Source organism: Streptomyces sp. NBC_00459, from assembly GCF_036013955.1.
Lineage (GTDB): Bacteria > Actinomycetota > Actinomycetes > Streptomycetales > Streptomycetaceae > Streptomyces.
This window is the reverse complement of the sequence record NZ_CP107903.1, coordinates 4,105,446-4,121,273: the sequence shown is the minus strand read 5'-3', so window position 1 is coordinate 4,121,273 and position 15,828 is coordinate 4,105,446. Positions and strand designations below refer to the sequence as shown.

General features: G+C 68.3%; 16 protein-coding genes. 8 read left to right on the top strand and 8 right to left on the bottom strand.

The window, feature by feature from the left end:
• Positions 1-133 precede the first annotated feature (133 nt).
• The 5 genes from OHN74_RS17990 to OHN74_RS17970 all read left to right on the top strand — a co-directional run bounded on the left by OHN74_RS17990 (position 134) and on the right by OHN74_RS17970 (position 2,725).
• The gene (locus OHN74_RS17990) at positions 134-775 is read left to right on the top strand and encodes a hypothetical protein (RefSeq protein ID WP_327700172.1); all 642 of its coding nucleotides are present in this window, start codon (positions 134-136) and stop codon (positions 773-775) included.
• Positions 776-893: 118 nt separating this feature from the next.
• Positions 894-1,076 (top strand): hypothetical protein, encoded by a 183-nt coding sequence (locus OHN74_RS17985; protein WP_327695562.1) that lies wholly within the window; start codon positions 894-896, stop codon positions 1,074-1,076.
• A 102-nt stretch (positions 1,077-1,178) separates the two neighbouring features.
• Positions 1,179-1,619 carry a BlaI/MecI/CopY family transcriptional regulator gene (locus OHN74_RS17980; RefSeq protein ID WP_443060558.1) on the top strand — a complete coding sequence of 147 codons (441 nt, stop codon included), beginning with the start codon at positions 1,179-1,181 and terminating at the stop codon, positions 1,617-1,619.
• A 9-nt stretch (positions 1,620-1,628) separates the two neighbouring features.
• Positions 1,629-2,162, top strand: a complete 534-nt coding sequence (locus OHN74_RS17975) for an amino-acid N-acetyltransferase (protein WP_189150567.1) — start codon at positions 1,629-1,631, stop codon at positions 2,160-2,162.
• A 227-nt stretch (positions 2,163-2,389) separates the two neighbouring features.
• Positions 2,390-2,725 (top strand): histone-like nucleoid-structuring protein Lsr2, encoded by a 336-nt coding sequence (locus OHN74_RS17970; RefSeq protein WP_327695560.1) that lies wholly within the window; start codon positions 2,390-2,392, stop codon positions 2,723-2,725.
• Here the strand turns inward: OHN74_RS17970 and OHN74_RS17965 are convergent.
• On the bottom strand, positions 2,704-3,387 hold the full coding sequence (locus tag OHN74_RS17965; RefSeq protein WP_327695559.1) for an SCO3374 family protein: 684 nt from the start codon (positions 3,385-3,387) through the stop codon (positions 2,704-2,706). The two genes, OHN74_RS17970 and OHN74_RS17965, sit on opposite strands and share 22 nt — an antisense overlap.
• 442 nt (positions 3,388-3,829) lie before the next feature.
• On the opposite strand from OHN74_RS17965, the gene OHN74_RS17960 reads away from it, so the two are divergent.
• Positions 3,830-6,358 (top strand): ATP-dependent Clp protease ATP-binding subunit, encoded by a 2,529-nt coding sequence (locus OHN74_RS17960; RefSeq protein ID WP_327695558.1) that lies wholly within the window; start codon positions 3,830-3,832, stop codon positions 6,356-6,358.
• Positions 6,359-6,475: 117 nt separating this feature from the next.
• On the opposite strand, the gene OHN74_RS17955 is transcribed toward OHN74_RS17960, so the two are convergent.
• Positions 6,476-7,123, bottom strand: coding sequence for an HAD family acid phosphatase (locus tag OHN74_RS17955; RefSeq protein ID WP_327695557.1), 648 nt, complete (start codon positions 7,121-7,123; stop codon positions 6,476-6,478).
• 472 nt (positions 7,124-7,595) lie between these two features.
• On the opposite strand from OHN74_RS17955, the gene OHN74_RS17950 reads away from it, so the two are divergent.
• Positions 7,596-8,192, top strand: coding sequence for a M23 family metallopeptidase (locus OHN74_RS17950; protein WP_327695556.1), 597 nt, complete (start codon positions 7,596-7,598; stop codon positions 8,190-8,192).
• A gap of 98 nt (positions 8,193-8,290) precedes the next feature.
• On the opposite strand, the gene OHN74_RS17945 is transcribed toward OHN74_RS17950, so the two are convergent.
• Positions 8,291-8,878 (bottom strand): TetR/AcrR family transcriptional regulator, encoded by a 588-nt coding sequence (locus tag OHN74_RS17945; protein ID WP_327695555.1) that lies wholly within the window; start codon positions 8,876-8,878, stop codon positions 8,291-8,293.
• A 153-nt stretch (positions 8,879-9,031) separates the two neighbouring features.
• Here OHN74_RS17945 and OHN74_RS17940 point away from each other — a divergent pair, with 153 nt between their 5' ends.
• Positions 9,032-10,663, top strand: a complete 1,632-nt coding sequence (locus tag OHN74_RS17940) for an MDR family MFS transporter (protein WP_327695554.1) — start codon at positions 9,032-9,034, stop codon at positions 10,661-10,663.
• 245 nt (positions 10,664-10,908) lie between these two features.
• Here OHN74_RS17940 and cseC read toward each other — a convergent pair whose 3' ends face one another.
• The 5 genes from cseC to OHN74_RS17915 form a co-directional block, all read right to left on the bottom strand.
• Positions 10,909-12,237 (bottom strand): two-component system sensor histidine kinase CseC, encoded by a 1,329-nt coding sequence (gene cseC / locus OHN74_RS17935; protein WP_327695553.1) that lies wholly within the window; start codon positions 12,235-12,237, stop codon positions 10,909-10,911.
• 8 nt (positions 12,238-12,245) lie between these two features.
• Positions 12,246-12,953, bottom strand: a complete 708-nt coding sequence (cseB, locus tag OHN74_RS17930; protein WP_327695552.1) for a two-component system response regulator CseB — start codon at positions 12,951-12,953, stop codon at positions 12,246-12,248.
• Positions 12,954-13,027: 74 nt separating this feature from the next.
• On the bottom strand, positions 13,028-13,675 hold the full coding sequence (locus OHN74_RS17925) for a hypothetical protein (RefSeq protein WP_327695551.1): 648 nt from the start codon (positions 13,673-13,675) through the stop codon (positions 13,028-13,030).
• A gap of 167 nt (positions 13,676-13,842) precedes the next feature.
• Positions 13,843-14,385, bottom strand: a complete 543-nt coding sequence (locus OHN74_RS17920) for a SigE family RNA polymerase sigma factor (RefSeq protein ID WP_006374267.1) — start codon at positions 14,383-14,385, stop codon at positions 13,843-13,845.
• A gap of 295 nt (positions 14,386-14,680) precedes the next feature.
• A complete protein-coding gene (locus tag OHN74_RS17915) occupies positions 14,681-15,622 on the bottom strand; it encodes an A/G-specific adenine glycosylase (RefSeq protein ID WP_327695550.1) in 942 nt (313 codons plus the stop codon).
• Positions 15,623-15,828 lie beyond the last annotated feature (206 nt).

Sequence of the window (15,828 nt, the reverse complement as noted above, 5' to 3'; positions counted from 1 at the left end):
CCTGTCCGCGGGCCCGAAGACGGTGCACGGCCACCTGGGTGGCTCCCCGCGCCACACCCTCTCTCAATGTCGAGTTTGTCTGATTAGCGCGTATCGTCGCCGCATGCCCACGCCATTCGGATCTCGCGGCGGCATGGCGTTCGGTGCGGAGGAGCTGCGTGTGCTCCGTCGCGCCCTCGCCCTCGCCCTCCACCCCGGCCCCGCCTCCGCAGAGGACGTCCAGGACTGTCTCCGGCTTGCCGAGTCCGTCGACGAGGCGGCGCACGAGGGGGTCAGGCTGCGGGCCTTCCTCGTGGCCGACCTCGCCCGCTACCGCGCCGCCCTGCCCGGCACCGCAGCCGGCTTCCTCACGCTCCTGGAGGAGGCGCTGAGCTCCGGGTACCGCCCGGACCCGGACGACCTCGCCGCCCTGCGGGCGCTGCGGGGGAACCCGATCGCCGCAGCCCTCCTGGACCGCTGTCTGCGGCACGCGGAGCGGGACGTACGGGCCCGGCTGGGCGCCAGGGTGTCCGGCCGTCCGCCGGTCGCACCCACGGTGCCGGCCTCCCGGACCCGCCTTCTTGCCCTGCCCGGCGGTCTCGCCACCGAGGAGCCCGCCAGGAAGCCAGGGGAGAAGCCCGCGGAGAAGCAGCCTCATGAGCGGCCCGCTCCCGCCCCCCGGCCCGCACCCGACGCCCCCAAGCCCGCCCGACCCGTCCCGACCCCGGGCGAGGTCTTCCCGCGCCGCAAGCCGACCCCGCCCGCGAACCCCTCACAACAACTCGCCGCGGGCTGAACAGGCAAACCGAACAGGTCGAACAGTCGGGCCGAGGAGTCAGGCCGGACAGAGCTGGAATTGCCAAGGCCCGGGCCCCCGCCCGGGCCTTTCTTCGGGCCTGGCTACTCTGGACCCCATGGACTACGTCTCCGCGCTCGTGCCCCCCGTAGTGATGGCCGTGCTCTTCATCGGTGTGATCGTGACGATGGTGAAGAGTCAGGGCGGTGCCAACAAGGCCAAGGAGGACGCCGTCGTCGACGCCACCCTCGCCCGGGCCGAGCAGACCCGGCAGGCCGGACAGGATCGCCCCGTTTCGTAGCTGTTCGGCGGTGAATGTGCACGTCCTTCGCGCTATTCACCGTTTCTCCCACTAGTGTGCTGAGTTGTGCCTCGCCCATTGGGAGAACTCGAAGACGCGGTCATGACGCGGGTGTGGAAGTGGAACCGCCCGGTCACCGTTCGAGAAGTCCTGGAAGACCTTCGGCAGGAACGGTCCATCGCGTACACCACGGTGATGACCGTTTTGGACAATCTCCATCAGAAGGGCTGGGTCCGTCGCGAGGCGGAAGGCCGTGCCTATCGATATGAGGCCGTCTCCACCCGTGCCGCCTACTCGGCCGCGCTGATGAACGACGCTTGGTCGCAGAGTGACAACCCCGCCGCCGCTCTCGTCGCCTTCTTCGGCATGATGAGCGAAGAACAGCGGCTCGCCCTCAGGGATGCCGTTCACATCGTCCAAGGGCCGGAACAGGTCGAACGGCCTCAGCCGACCGAACAGACCGAACACACAGAACAGACCGAAGCCGCGGAACATACCGCCTACGAGAACCCCGCCTCGGTCCAGGACACCACCGGGCGATAGCGTCCGCTCATGTCAGCGATCCGTCCCGAAGTCACAGCGAAAGCCATCACCGTCCGGCGGGCCAGGACCAGCGATGTCCAGGCCGTACGCGGACTCCTTGACTCGTTCGTCCGTGGCCGTATCCTGCTCGACAAAGCGACGGTGACTCTTTACGAGGACATCCAGGAGTTCTGGGTCGCGGAACGCGACGACAACGGTGAGGTCGTGGGGTGCGGTGCACTCCACGTCATGTGGGAAGACCTCGCCGAAGTCCGCACTCTTGCCGTGAACCCCGACCTCAGAGGTTCCGGTGTCGGACATCAGTTGCTGGAGAAGTTGCTGCAGACCGCCCGCTGGCTCGGTGTTCGTCGCGTTTTCTGTCTGACCTTTGAAGTGGACTTCTTCGGGAAGCACGGCTTCGTGGAGATCGGCGAGACACCTGTCGACACCGATGTCTACGCCGAGCTGCTGCGTTCCTATGATGAGGGCGTCGCGGAGTTCCTCGGTCTCGAACGAGTGAAACCGAACACCTTGGGCAACAGCCGGATGCTTCTGCATCTGTGATCGGGCATCGGGTAATTCCTGTCGGGCGCCCTGCCCCGGTTCCCTATGTCCGAAACGCGCACGTTTCCGGCCCGGGGAAGGGAGGCCGGTCTCTCCCGGGGGTTTGTGTTTTTCCGGCAAAAGCGGTTTGCTTTCCGATGTACTGCAGTACTGCATATAACAGGGGACGCGAATCGGCGGCGCATGCCGCAGCCTCGGCTCCCGAGTTATCGATGAAAGGAAATCCGGTGGCACAGAAGGTTCAGGTCCTTCTTGTCGACGACCTCGACGGTGGCGAGGCCGACGAGACCGTGACGTTCGCGTTGGACGGCAAGACGTACGAGATCGACCTCACGACTGCCAATGCCGACAAGCTTCGCGGTCTCCTCGACGCCTACGTCAAGGGCGGCCGTCGCACTGGAGGTCGCGCTTCGGGTGGGCGTGGAAAGGCGCGTGTCGTCACTGGCGGCAGCCAGGACACCGCGCAGATCCGTGCTTGGGCGAAGGAGAACGGTTACGAGGTCAATGACCGTGGCCGCGTTCCCGCATCCATTCGTGAGGCTTACGAGAAGGCCAACGGCTGAGCGCTCGCGCGCCGCAGTCGGACCCGATGGCATTGCGTCGCCAGCGTGTCCACCAGCCGTACGAGATCGGGGGCGCCTCCGACGCCCCCCAGGGCCGACATCGTCGGCAGTGGGATTTCCGTCCCGCACCCTGTTTCAGGGGGCCGCAGCCAGACAGCGGCCCCCTGCGGATTTGTCGGGCCCGGCAAGTCGCCCGTACCGCCGGAAAATCCGGGCAGTGCGGGAAGCCCCGGAAACCCGGGTGGCAGGGGTGCCTCGATGTGGCCGCCCGCGCCGATCGCCCTCAGGTCCGGTGTGAGCCCGCCCCACTCCAGCCAGTCCAGCAGCCCCGGCAACTCGTCCGAGCTGCCCGCGGCCACCAGGACCAGCATCCGGTCCCCGCACAGGGCCACAGGGGAACCCGGCGCCCGTGTCCGCGCCCGTTGGCGCAGCGTCGCGAAGCCCGCCTCCGCCGGCACGTCCAGCACGTCGAAGCACAGGCCCACGGCCAGCCGCAGCGGAGACCCCGAGGAACCGGAACCGGGCACTGTCGCCCACCCCAGTTCGTTCTCGTACCAACGGCGGATGTCACCGGTGACATCGGTACCGGTGTCACTCGTGAGACCACCAGGGGTGTCGTCCGTATCAAGAGGGCGACGAGGAAGGGGGACCGTGGGGACCATGTCAAAGCCAACCGCCGCGAGAGGCCGCGAGTTACGCTGGGTGTCCTGTCGGGCGCACAGAGTGCCGATTTCGGGGAAGCCCGGAGCAGTTCGGCGGCGCAAGGTTGTTCGCCCGTAGCGGAGGGAACCCGTGCATCCGGCATGGAGTGTCGGTCCGTACGGGTAAGACAATCCCTAGTGGGAGGGGGCGACACGCAGAAAAGGGCGTCTCACGTTCGCCATCGGCGTACTGATAGTGAGGGTATCTCCCTGGCCTGCGGGAACATCGTCTCGCACGATCGGGTTGGAGCATATGTCGGCGTACGGGGTCAGGAGGCTGTGTTGGTTCTCGGTCCGGTGTCGGCAGTTGGAATGAGCGGTCCCCGCTTGCGGGACTAAGCTGCGGAAGGACAGGGAGGGGAGCGTCCCCTTACTGCCTGACCGCTCTGAGGAGCGATTAACGATGTTCGAGAGGTTCACCGACCGCGCGCGGCGGGTTGTCGTCCTGGCTCAGGAAGAAGCCCGGATGCTCAACCACAACTACATCGGCACCGAGCACATCCTCCTGGGCCTGATCCACGAGGGTGAGGGTGTCGCCGCTAAGGCCCTGGAGAGCCTCGGGATTTCGCTCGAGGCGGTCCGCCAGCAGGTGGAGGAGATCATCGGGCAGGGGCAGCAGGCCCCGTCCGGGCACATCCCCTTCACCCCCCGTGCCAAGAAGGTCCTGGAGCTGTCGCTCCGCGAAGCCCTTCAGCTGGGCCACAACTACATCGGCACGGAACACATCCTGCTCGGCCTGATCCGCGAGGGCGAGGGCGTCGCCGCCCAGGTCCTCGTCAAGCTGGGCGCAGATCTCAACCGGGTGCGGCAGCAGGTCATCCAGCTGCTCTCCGGCTACCAGGGCAAGGAGACCGCCGGCGCCAGTGGCGGCCCCGCCGAGGGCACGCCCTCGACGTCCCTGGTCCTCGACCAGTTCGGCCGGAACCTCACCCAGGCGGCCCGCGAATCCAAGCTCGACCCGGTCATCGGGCGCGAGAAGGAGATCGAGCGGGTCATGCAGGTGCTGTCCCGCCGCACCAAGAACAACCCGGTCCTCATCGGTGAGCCCGGCGTCGGCAAGACCGCCGTCGTCGAGGGTCTCGCCCAGGCCATCGTCAAGGGCGAGGTGCCCGAGACCCTCAAGGACAAGCACCTCTACACCCTGGACCTCGGTGCGCTGGTCGCCGGCTCCCGCTACCGCGGTGACTTCGAGGAGCGCCTGAAGAAGGTCCTCAAGGAGATCCGCACCCGCGGCGACATCATCCTGTTCATCGACGAGCTGCACACGCTGGTCGGCGCGGGTGCCGCCGAGGGCGCCATCGACGCCGCTTCGATCCTGAAGCCGATGCTGGCCCGTGGTGAGCTGCAGACCATCGGTGCGACCACGCTCGACGAGTACCGCAAGCACCTCGAGAAGGACGCGGCCCTCGAGCGCCGCTTCCAGCCGATCCAGGTGGCGGAGCCTTCCCTCCCCCACACGATCGAGATCCTCAAGGGCCTGCGCGACCGGTACGAGGCGCATCACCGCGTCTCGATCACCGACGAGGCCCTGGTGCAGGCGGCGACGCTCGCCGACCGGTACATCTCCGACCGGTTCCTGCCCGACAAGGCGATCGACCTCATCGACGAGGCCGGTTCCCGGATGCGCATCCGCCGGATGACCGCGCCGCCGGACCTGCGCGAGTTCGACGAGAAGATCGCCGGCGTGCGCCGGGACAAGGAGTCCGCGATCGACTCGCAGGACTTCGAGAAGGCCGCCTCTCTCCGTGACAAGGAGAAGCAGCTCCTCGCCGCGAAGGCCAAGCGGGAGAAGGAGTGGAAGGCCGGCGACATGGACGTCGTCGCCGAGGTCGACGGCGAGCTGATCGCCGAGGTCCTGGCGACCGCCACCGGCATCCCGGTCTTCAAGCTGACCGAGGAGGAGTCGAGCCGCCTGCTGCGCATGGAGGACGAGCTCCACAAGCGGGTCATCGGCCAGAAGGACGCCGTCAAGGCGCTCTCGAAGGCGATCCGTCGTACGCGTGCCGGTCTGAAGGACCCGAAGCGTCCCGGTGGTTCGTTCATCTTCGCGGGTCCGTCCGGTGTCGGTAAGACCGAGCTGAGCAAGGCCCTGGCCGAGTTCCTCTTCGGTGACGAGGACGCGCTGATCTCCCTCGACATGTCGGAGTTCAGCGAGAAGCACACGGTGTCGCGTCTCTTCGGTTCCCCGCCCGGATACGTGGGTTACGAAGAGGGCGGCCAGCTGACCGAGAAGGTCCGCCGCAAGCCGTTCTCCGTCGTCCTCTTCGACGAGGTCGAGAAGGCCCACCCGGACATCTTCAACTCGCTGCTGCAGATCCTGGAGGACGGTCGCCTGACCGACTCCCAGGGCCGGGTCGTGGACTTCAAGAACACGGTCATCATCATGACGACCAACCTCGGCACGCGGGACATCTCGAAGGGCTTCAACCTGGGCTTCGCGGCCTCCGGTGACAAGAAGTCCAACTACGAGCGCATGAAGAACAAGGTCTCGGACGAGCTCAAGCAGCACTTCCGCCCCGAGTTCCTCAACCGCGTCGACGACGTGGTCGTCTTCCCGCAGCTCACGCAGGCCGACATCCTCCAGATCGTCGACCTGATGATCGGCAAGGTGGACGAGCGCCTCAAGGACCGGGACATGGGCATCGAGCTCTCCCAGGCCGCCAAGGAGCTGCTGTCCAAGAAGGGTTACGACCCCGTCCTGGGCGCCCGCCCGCTGCGTCGCACGATCCAGCGCGAGATCGAGGACACGCTCTCCGAGAAGATCCTCTTCGGCGAGCTGCGCCCCGGTCACATCGTGGTCGTCGACACGGAGGGCGAGGGTGAGACCGCGACCTTCACCTTCCGGGGTGAGGAGAAGTCGGCGCTGCCCGACGTCCCGCCGATCGAGCAGGCGGCCGGCGGTGCCGGACCGAACCTGAGCAAGGAGGCGTGACCCTCCGGGGTGCGCCTGAGGGCGCTGCCCGAGGCTCTTCGCCTGCGGGTACCGCCTGAACTGAACGAGAGGGGCCGGTGCTTTCCAGCACCGGCCCCTCTCGTATGCCCTGACGACCTACGACAGCTGGCCGTCGTAGTCCGGCAGCTTGTACGTCTTCTCGGCGTGGCCGCCCGACAGGTCGGTGGCGCTGTTGCCGATGTTGGCGATGATCGTGTAGCCCTTCGACTCGATGTCGACGCGCTGCGCGGTCTTGTAGTCGGCCACGTTCTTGAAGAGGTCGATCAGATTGCGGACGTACAGCCCGGTCACGTTGTAGCCGACGTACGTGAGGTTGTACTGAGTGAAGGGCTTGATGATGTCCGGGCGCGCGGTGACGAAGAACAGGGCGACGCCGTGGTCCTGGGCGTACTGGGCGACCTTCAGCACGGGTGCGTTGGCCGGCGACGGGTAGCTGAAGCCGTAGTCGGTCTCCAGGGTGGTGTTGTCGATGTCGAAGACGATCGCCTGCTTCTCGCCCTTGGAGGCGGCGGCTATGCGCTGCTTCAGATAGGGCAGGGCCTGGTCCATCACGGTCTGGCAGTCCTGTTGCCAGGTGGCGTAGTCGACGTCCTCGGCGGCTGCCGACACGGACGCGGTGGCAGCGGTGGTCGCGGCCTGGGCGGTGCCGGGGCCGGCCAGGGTCACCGCGGCGATCGCGGCGGCAGCGGTCAGGCCGATACGGCGGGTCCAGGGCGTCCAGGAGCCTGCTGAGCCTCTTGTCATCGGAGTTGGGGGTCCTCTCACGTAGGGCCGTGCGGTGCCAGGGCATGCAGATGTCAGGGACATGCTTGCGGGAGTGAGTGGCGCTGATGGGAAGGGCACATTACTCACGGGTAGCGGCGAGGTGCCAGTAGTCGGCGCGGGTTTATTCGGCCCATTACCGGTCCCGTGGCGGCGAGTTGTGCGCGTCACAGTCGTACGTCGATGGATCTTGCGGCCCGGTGACATGAGGCACAGGCGAAATGTCCGTTACTAGGGCGATTAGTGGGTGAGGGTGCGGGTCGGTAGGGGTTTGTGGCGGGTGGTTGCTTCGGTTGTTTTGTCAAGAAGTGGGTAAATTTGTGGTCGTCTACGAACTTGTGTCGTAGATCGGAAGTTTGGGGATCGGCGGGGCTCGGGGTTACCAAGGGGTTGCCCATCCGGCGGGATCGCCTGTGCCGGGTGGCTTTTCTGTCCCCGTCCCCATGAGGTCTCGATGTTCCAGCGCGCCACCACCCTGTCCCGTACGACCCGCGTCTCCCGTGTCTCCCGCGTCTCGGCTCTGGCCGCCGGGCTCGGGGTGTCGATCGTCCTGGGGGTGACCGGGGTCGCTGCCGCCGCCGAGACCGGTGCGACGGGGGCCGTGCAGGTTCAGGCCGCCGCCAAGAAGGCCGCCACCTGGGTGGACCCGGTCAAGAAGTACAAGCTCAGCGCCAGCTTCAACCAGGCCGGCAACATGTGGTCGTCCACCCACTCCGGCCAGGACTTCGCGGTGCCGAGCGGTACCAAGGTCGTCGCCGCGCACGGCGGCACCGTCGTCAAGGCCGGCGGCAACGGCGCCGGTGACGGTTCGGCGTACGGCAACGCCGTCGTCATCAAGCACGGCAACGGGACGTACTCGCAGTACGCCCATCTGTCGCGGATCAGTGTGAAGGTCGGCCAGGTCGTGGCCACCGGGCAGCGCATAGCCCTGTCCGGCAACACGGGCAACTCCAGCGGCCCGCACCTGCACTTCGAGATCCGTACGACGGCGAACTACGGGTCCGCCGTCGACCCCGTGGCCTTTCTGCGGGCCAAGGGCGTGACTGTCTGACCGGTTCGACCGGTTCGACTGCTCTGGTCTGTCTGCTCTGTGTGACCTGTGGGCGTTGTCTGCTCGGTGTGTGACCCGGCCGGTCGAGGGCGCTGCGGCTACAGAGGCCGGTCAGTGCCCTCGTGTGCCTGTGTCACCAGGCCGATCGCGACCTCCAGGACCGCCTGGCGCTTCTCTTCCGCGTCGCCCGCGAGGTCCTGGAGCACGAACATCCCGGCGTGCAGCGTGAACATCGCGCTGATGCAGCGGACCTGGTCGACCAGGGGGGCGTCCGGATCGATGATGATCTCCCGCATGTCGAGCATGCGGGTCTTGAACATGTCGCCGATGCTCAGGTCCCGTACCGTCGCCTGGTTCTCCTGCATGAAGCGGAAGAGGGGGGCCGCTTCGGTGAGCGCCTCGCTGTAGCGGCGTACGATCTCCTGCTTCGTGTCGAGGGTGTGCGGCTGCCGCCGGCCCCACTCGATCAGGTCCTCGATCGGTTTCGTCAGATCCTCGAACAGGCTGACGACGATCTCTTCTTTGGTCTTGAAGTGGTAGTAGAGCGCCGCCTTCGTGACGTCGAGGCGCTCGGCGATCTCCCGCAGCGAGGTCTTTTCGTAACCCTGTTCGGCGAAGAGTTCGAGCGCCACGTCCTGGATGCGCTGACGGGTGTCCCCACGTCGACGCTGCTTGGTGCGGTCCATGCCCGTACTCCTGCTTCCGCTGCTAAACCCTCGGGAGTGCCCTTGGGACAAAACTTACTTGACGCCCGGCTAGTTAGAGGTCTAGCTTCCCAGTGTAGCCAACTTGCCGGGCGGCAAGTAAGTAGGAGTACGTGGGGGAGTGGGGCGGACACGATGGCGGACACGCGGGCAGTGGTGGACGAACAGGGCGGGCAAGGCGAGCAGGTTCAGCAGGGCAAGCAGCCGCGGAGCGTGCGTGTGGTGCTGCTCGCGCTCATGATCGCGATGATGCTCGCAATGCTGGACAATATGATCATCGGTACGGCGATGCCGACGATCGTAGGTGAACTGGGCGGGCTCGAACACCTCGCGTGGGTCGTGACGGCCTACACGCTCGCCACCGCCGCCTCCACCCCGATCTGGGGCAAGCTCGGTGACATGTACGGGCGCAAGGGCGTCTTCATGAGCTCGATCGTGCTCTTCCTGATCGGGTCGGCGCTCAGCGGTATGGCCCAGGACATGGGACAGCTGATCGGCTTCCGGGCCGTGCAGGGACTTGGCGCCGGTGGCCTGATGGTCGGGGTCATGGCGATCATCGGGGACCTGATTCCGCCGCGTGAGCGGGGCAAGTACCAGGGCATGATGGCCGGCGTGATGGCACTCGCCATGATCGGCGGACCGCTGGTCGGCGGGGCGTTGACGGACCACCTGGGCTGGCGCTGGTCGTTCTACATCAACCTGCCGCTGGGTGTCGTGGCGCTCGCCGCCATCAGCGCCGTGCTGCACCTGCCGAAGAAGCGGGCGAAGACGCGCATCGACTATCCGGGCGTCGCGCTGCTGACGGTCGGCATCACGTCGATCGTGCTCGTCACGACCTGGGGCGGTACGGAGTACGCGTGGGGCTCCGCCATGATCATGGAGCTCATCGGGATCGGCGTCGCCTCGCTCGTCGGGTTCGTGTTCTGGCAGACGAAGGCCGCCGAGCCGATCATTCCGCTGCACATCTTCCGCAGCCGCAACTTCACCCTGATGTCGATCATCGGCTTCATCACCGGCTTCGTGATGTTCGGTGCGGTGCTGTTCCTGCCGCTGTACCAGCAGTCCGTGCAGGGCGCGTCCGCGACCAACTCCGGGCTGCTGCTGCTTCCGATGCTCGCGTCGATGATGGTCGTGTCCATGGTGGCGGGGCGGGTGACGACGAGCAGCGGCAAGTACAAGGTGTTCCCGCTGGTCGGCGGTGTGCTGCTGAGCGTCGGGCTGTACCTGTTCGCGCAGATGGACACGGAGACCTCGCGGCTGACGTCCGGTCTGTACATGGCGGTGGTCGGGGCGGGCCTCGGCTGTCTGATGCAGATCACCATGCTGGTCGCGCAGAACAGTGTCGAGATGAAGGACATGGGCGTCGCGTCCTCCACGACCACCCTGTTCCGTACGCTCGGGTCCTCGTTCGGGGTCGCGATCATGGGGGCGCTGTTCAACAACCGGGTGCAGGACGTGATGAGCGAGCGGGCCGGGGCGCTGGGCTCCAAGGTGACCGAGCAGTCGGCGCAGCTGGATGCGGCGAGCCTGGCGAAGTTGCCGGCGGCGGCGCGGGAGGCGTACCAGTACGCGGTGGCTTCCGGGACGCACTCGGCGTTTTTGCTGGGGGCTGTCGTGGCGGTCGTGGTGCTGGTGGCGGCGGTGTTCGTGAAGGAGGTTCCGTTGAAGGGGGCGGAGCCGGAGAAGGGTGGCGAGGGCGAGGGCTCCGGCTCGGGTTCCGATTCGGCTTCGGCTTCGGTCAAGGGGACTGTGGTTGAGGCGGTTTGACGTGGGGGCTGGGGGACGGTGAGGTGTCGAAGGCCCTCGGGTGCGGCTGCCCCCGGGGGTCTTCGGCTGTGGTTGTTTCGCCCCCGCCGCCCCTACCCGACCCATCCCTCCCCCAGAGGGGGGACCCCCACTGGGGGCTGCGCCCCCAGACCCCGCTTCGCGCTGAAGGCGCTCGTCCTCAAACGCCGGACGGGCTGAATGGTGCGGGACGTCGATGCGGTGAACGGGTGGGTGGGATTGCCCCCTCAGCTGCTCGCGCGCGGCAGCATCGGGTAGCTGCCCGTGTTGGTCGGGGCGTGTTCCGGGAGCCACAGGACTGCCACCGCGCCCTCCGCGGGGACGTGCTCCGGGGCGCCCGGTGGACGTATGTTGCGGAACGTGAGGCGGGCGCCCAGAACTCGGGCCTGGCCTGCGGCGATGGTGAGGCCGAGACCGTGGCCGTGTCCCGAACGGTCACTGCTCCCCGTACGGAAGCGGCTCGGTCCGTCCGCCAGCAGGTCCTCCGGGAAGCCGGTGCCGTGGTCGCGTACGCGGATGACCCGGCCCTCGACCGACACCTCTATGGGCGCCTTGCCGTGCCGTGCCGCGTTGGCCAGCAGATTGAACAGGACGCGCTCCAGCCGCCGCGGATCCGTCGTGACCTCCGACTCGTGCACCACGTGTACGGCGATCTCCGGGTCCTTCGCGAGCACCCGCCGGGCCACGAACTCGCCCAGCATGATGTCCTGCAGCTCGGCCCGTTCCGACGCGCCGTCGAGACGGGCCACCTCCAGGACGTCCTCGACCAGCGTGCGCATGGCCTGCGCCCGGTCCAGGACCAACTCCGTCGGGCGCCCGGGCGGCAGCAGTTCGGCGGCCGTCAGCAGGCCTGTCACCGGCGTACGCAGCTCGTGCGCGATGTCCGCCGTCACGCGCCGTTCCGCCTCCAGGCGCTGCCGCAGTGTGTCCGCCATCGCGTCCACCGCCCGGGCGAGGTCGTCGGTCTCGTCCCGTACGACACCGCCGATGGCGTCCCGCACCCGTACGTCCGTCTCGCCCCTGGCGACCTGGTTCGCGGCGGCAGCCGCCTTGCGCAGCCGGCGCGACAACTGCGCGCCGATGAGCACACCGAGCGCGCTGCCGCCGAGGACGACGGCGATCGAGCCGATGATCAGCGCCTGGTCGAGGTCGGCCATGATGTCCGTACTGCGGTCGGTGAACCCGGTGTGCAGCGACATGATGTGCCCGTCCTTGAGCGGTACGGCCGCCCAGATGTCCGGCACCCCGTCCGGCCGGTCGGTCACATAGGTCGCCCGGCGGCCCTGCGCGGCCTTCTCCCGCAGCTCCTCGGGCAGGTTCGGGTCGTCGACCTTGATGCCAGGGAAGTTGGGCCGCCCCGACAGGTTGTAGTTGCTCTGTCCGATCAGGACGCGTTCGTCCGCGAGGTCGCGTGCGCTGTCCAGCATCGAGACCCGGGCCGCGTTGTGCACGACAAGGCTGAGCGTGACCGCCACGAGCGCGCCGACCAGCGCGATGGCGGCGCTCAGCTTCCACCTGAGCCCGGTGTGGATGCCCGTGAACCGAGTCAGTCGCATGGGCCCGCTCAGGCCTTCAACTTGTAGCCGAAGCCGCGGACCGTCTCGATCCGGTCCTGGCCGATCTTCGTACGCAGCCGCTGCACATGGACGTCGACGACACGGGTGTCGCCGCCCCAGCCGTAGTCCCACACGCGTTCGAGGAGCTTGTCGCGGGACAGGACCGTGCCCGGCGCGGACGAGAACTCCAGCAGCAGCCGCATCTCGGTGGGGGTCAGGGCCACCGTCCGGCCCTCCTTGCGGACCTCCATGCCCTCGGTGTCGATCTCCAGGTCCCCGAAGACCAGCACCCCGCCGGTCACGGGCGCGCTGCCCTCGGAGCCGGACGCGTTCGGGCCGCTCGCGTGGCCGAAGCGGCGCAGGACCGCGCGGATCCGGGCGACCAGGACGGCACCGTCGAAGGGCTTCGTGACGTAGTCGTCGGCGCCCGCCTCCAGGCCCAGGACCACGTCGATCGAGTCGGCGCGCGCCGACAGCATGATCACCGGGACGGTGGACTCGTCGCGGATACGGCGGCACAGGCTGACCCCGTCGAGGCCCGGGACCATGACGTCCAGGAGGGCGATGTCGGGGCGGTCGGCGCGGAACGCCTCCAGGCCCGACAGCCCGTCGGGCATGGCGGTGACCGCGAAGCCGTCCCGCTCCAGGGCGAGTTGGGTGGCCTCGCGGATGACGTCGTCGTCCTCGACGAAGAGGACGTGGGTCTGGTCTGCCATCCCGGGTGCTCTCAGTTCTCGTCTCGTGTGTGGCGGCGGTACGGGGTCGGAATTCGGTACTGGGGTGGTGCGGGTCAGTTGAGGGCCGTCGTCGGTGCGTCGCCGTCGACCGCGCCGCTGTACTCGTTGTGCGTGCGGTACTCCAGGGCGAAGCGGCCCGCCGTCCAGCGGTAGGTGATCACATTCTCGCCCGACGGGCTCGTCACCGGGTCGTCCTTCTTGTAGACCTGCTTGGTGACCACCAGGTCGCCGCGGTCTATCTCCGCGTACACCGGGGACTCCTCGGCCCTGAAGACGTTCCGGTACCCGTCCCCCGCCTCGCGGTACACATAGGAACCGACGCCGACGGCATCGCTGCAGGTCATGACGTTGACGACGACGTCGTCGGCGGCTCCGTCGGTCAGGTTCCCGTACGACACGTCGACCGGGTACTCGTCCCCGACGCACGGTTTCAGCGCGCGCTTGACCGAGGCCGCGACCCCCGGATCCTCCTTGACGAGCTCGACCGCGTCCACGTCGTCCGGAGTGGCGTACGCGGAGGGCATCGGGGTGGCGCTCAGCTTGCCCGCGACCGAGTCGGTGCCGGCCGGGCCCTCGTCACGGGCGCCGGTGCCGCCGGTGGCGCAGGCGGAGGCGAAAAGGGCGAGGGCGGCGAGCACGGCCGTCGCCGTGATCACCGCCTGAAAGGCCCGCCGGGCAGGGGCGGACAGGGCCGGCCCCATGAGCAGCCCGGGGACGTGCCCCGGCCACTCCCGTGAGCCCGCGCCAGGGCCAGGACCAGAAACATGGGCAGGACCAGGGCCTTGGCCTGGGGGTGAGGCCGTGTCCGAGTCCGTCGTGCCCGCCCGTGTCCGTGTCCGTGGGACCCCGGGATCGGTCGCCCCTGTGCCTAGGCCGCGCAACGCTCCCGCTCCTCATGCTCCAGCGCGCGTGCGTCCAGATCGCGGGCCTCCAGCTCCTCCCGGAGCCGGGCGAGCGCCCGGTGCAGCGTGCTCTTGACCGTACCGGCCGACATGCCGAGGGCGGCGGCCGTCTCCTCCGTGGACATCTGCTCCCAGTGTCGCAGCACGACGACGCTCCGCTGCTTGGGTGCGAGAACCTTCATGACATCCATCAGGAGTGCGCGGTCCGCGTGCTGCTCGGTGGAGTCGTCGACGCACGCGTCCGGGAGCTGCTCGGTGGGCACCTCTTCGAGCTTGCGCGCACGCCACCACTCGGTCCGGGTGTTGATCATCACCCGGCGGAGGTAGGCGTCAGCGAGCCGCTTGTCCGCTATGCCGTCCCAGCGGCCGTACGTCCGTACGAGCGCGGTCTGCAGCAGGTCCTGCGCGTCGACGGGGTCCGGGACCAGTCGACGGGCGCTGCGCAACAGCGCGTCCTGCCGTGTGCGGACGTACTCCTCGAACTCGAGCACCTCGCCCTGCTGCGCCATCTCGACCGCCTCCGTCCCCGTTTCCGACCCGCCCTGCCGGTCGGCCTTCACTGCCCTGTGGTCTGTACAGGGATGAAGTTACGGAGCCGTTGTCACGGGGTTGTCCGAGCCAGCCTTCGGGGAGCGCTCGGCTGTCCGTCGGTTGTGTAACGGAAATAGGGAAGGGGTAAGCGGGTGGGGTAATTGGTGGGGTTAAGTGGTGATTTGTGCATGGGGTGAGCGTGTTGCGGAAGGGTGTCGGGGCGTTGCGGAACGCCGGGCATGTGTTTTGGCTGTGCGTCCCCGGCGGTCCGTCTCAGCTGTGGGGCAGGCGGTACAGCCCGCCCGGCAGGGGCTCGACCAGACCGTCGGAGACGAGCCCGTCGAGGGCCCGGGCACGTTGGACCGGCTCGTGCCACACGCTGTCGAGCGCGGCCTGCGGTACGGGGGTGTGGGCTTCGCGGAGTACGGCGAGCAGCTTGCCGCGTACCTGACGGTCCGTACCGGCGTACGTCTGGCCGCGCCGCGCCGGGCCCTCGTGCTCGGGCTTCCCGGCGAGCTGCCAGGCGCACTGGGCGGCGATCGGACAGCGGTGGCAGGTCTCGTTCCTGGCCGTGCAGACGAGTGCGCCGAGCTCCATGGAGGCCGCGGCCCACCGGGCGGCCGTGGGCTCGTCGGCAGGCAACAGGGCGCGGGCGAGCTTGCGTTCGGCGGCCGTGGTGGCGTTCGGGGGGTACTGGACGCCGGTGACGGCACGGGCGAAGACACGGCGGACGTTCGTGTCCAGTACGGCGTGCCGCTGGCCGTAGGCGAAGGACGCGACGGCCGCGGCGGTGTACTCGCCGATGCCGGGCAGGGCGAGCAGTTGGGCGTGCTCGGTGGGTACGTCGCCACCGTGGCGTTCCGTTATGGCGACGGCGGCGCCGTGCAGGCGCAGGGCGCGACGCGGGTAGCCGAGCCGGCCCCAGGCGCGGACGGCTTCGCCGGAGGGGGCGGCGGCGAGGTCGGCGGGGCGGGGCCAGAGGGCGAGCCACTGCTCGTAGACGGGCAGTACGCGGCTGACGGGCGTCTGCTGGAGCATGAACTCGCTGACCATCACGCCCCAGGGGCCGGCTTCCGGGCGCCGCCAGGGGAGGTCTCGGGCGTGCTCGTCGAACCAGTCGATGACGGGCGTGTGGAGGGGGGTGCCGTCGGCGATGGAGGAGGGGAGGGATTTGGGGGCGGTGTCGCGGTGCGGGGGTTTCGTGGGCGCAGTCATGGCGGTTCCGATCCTGCCATGTGGGGATGCGGGGGTGGGTGATGTGGTGCGGTGCGGTGCGACCTGGGTTGGTTCTTCGCCACCGCCGCCCCTACCCGTCCCATCCCGTTCCTGGGGCTGCCGCCCCCGGACCCCCGCTCCGGCCCTGAAGGGGACTCGTCCTCAAGCGCCGGACGGGCTGGACGGTGAACGCCCTACGGGTTGAG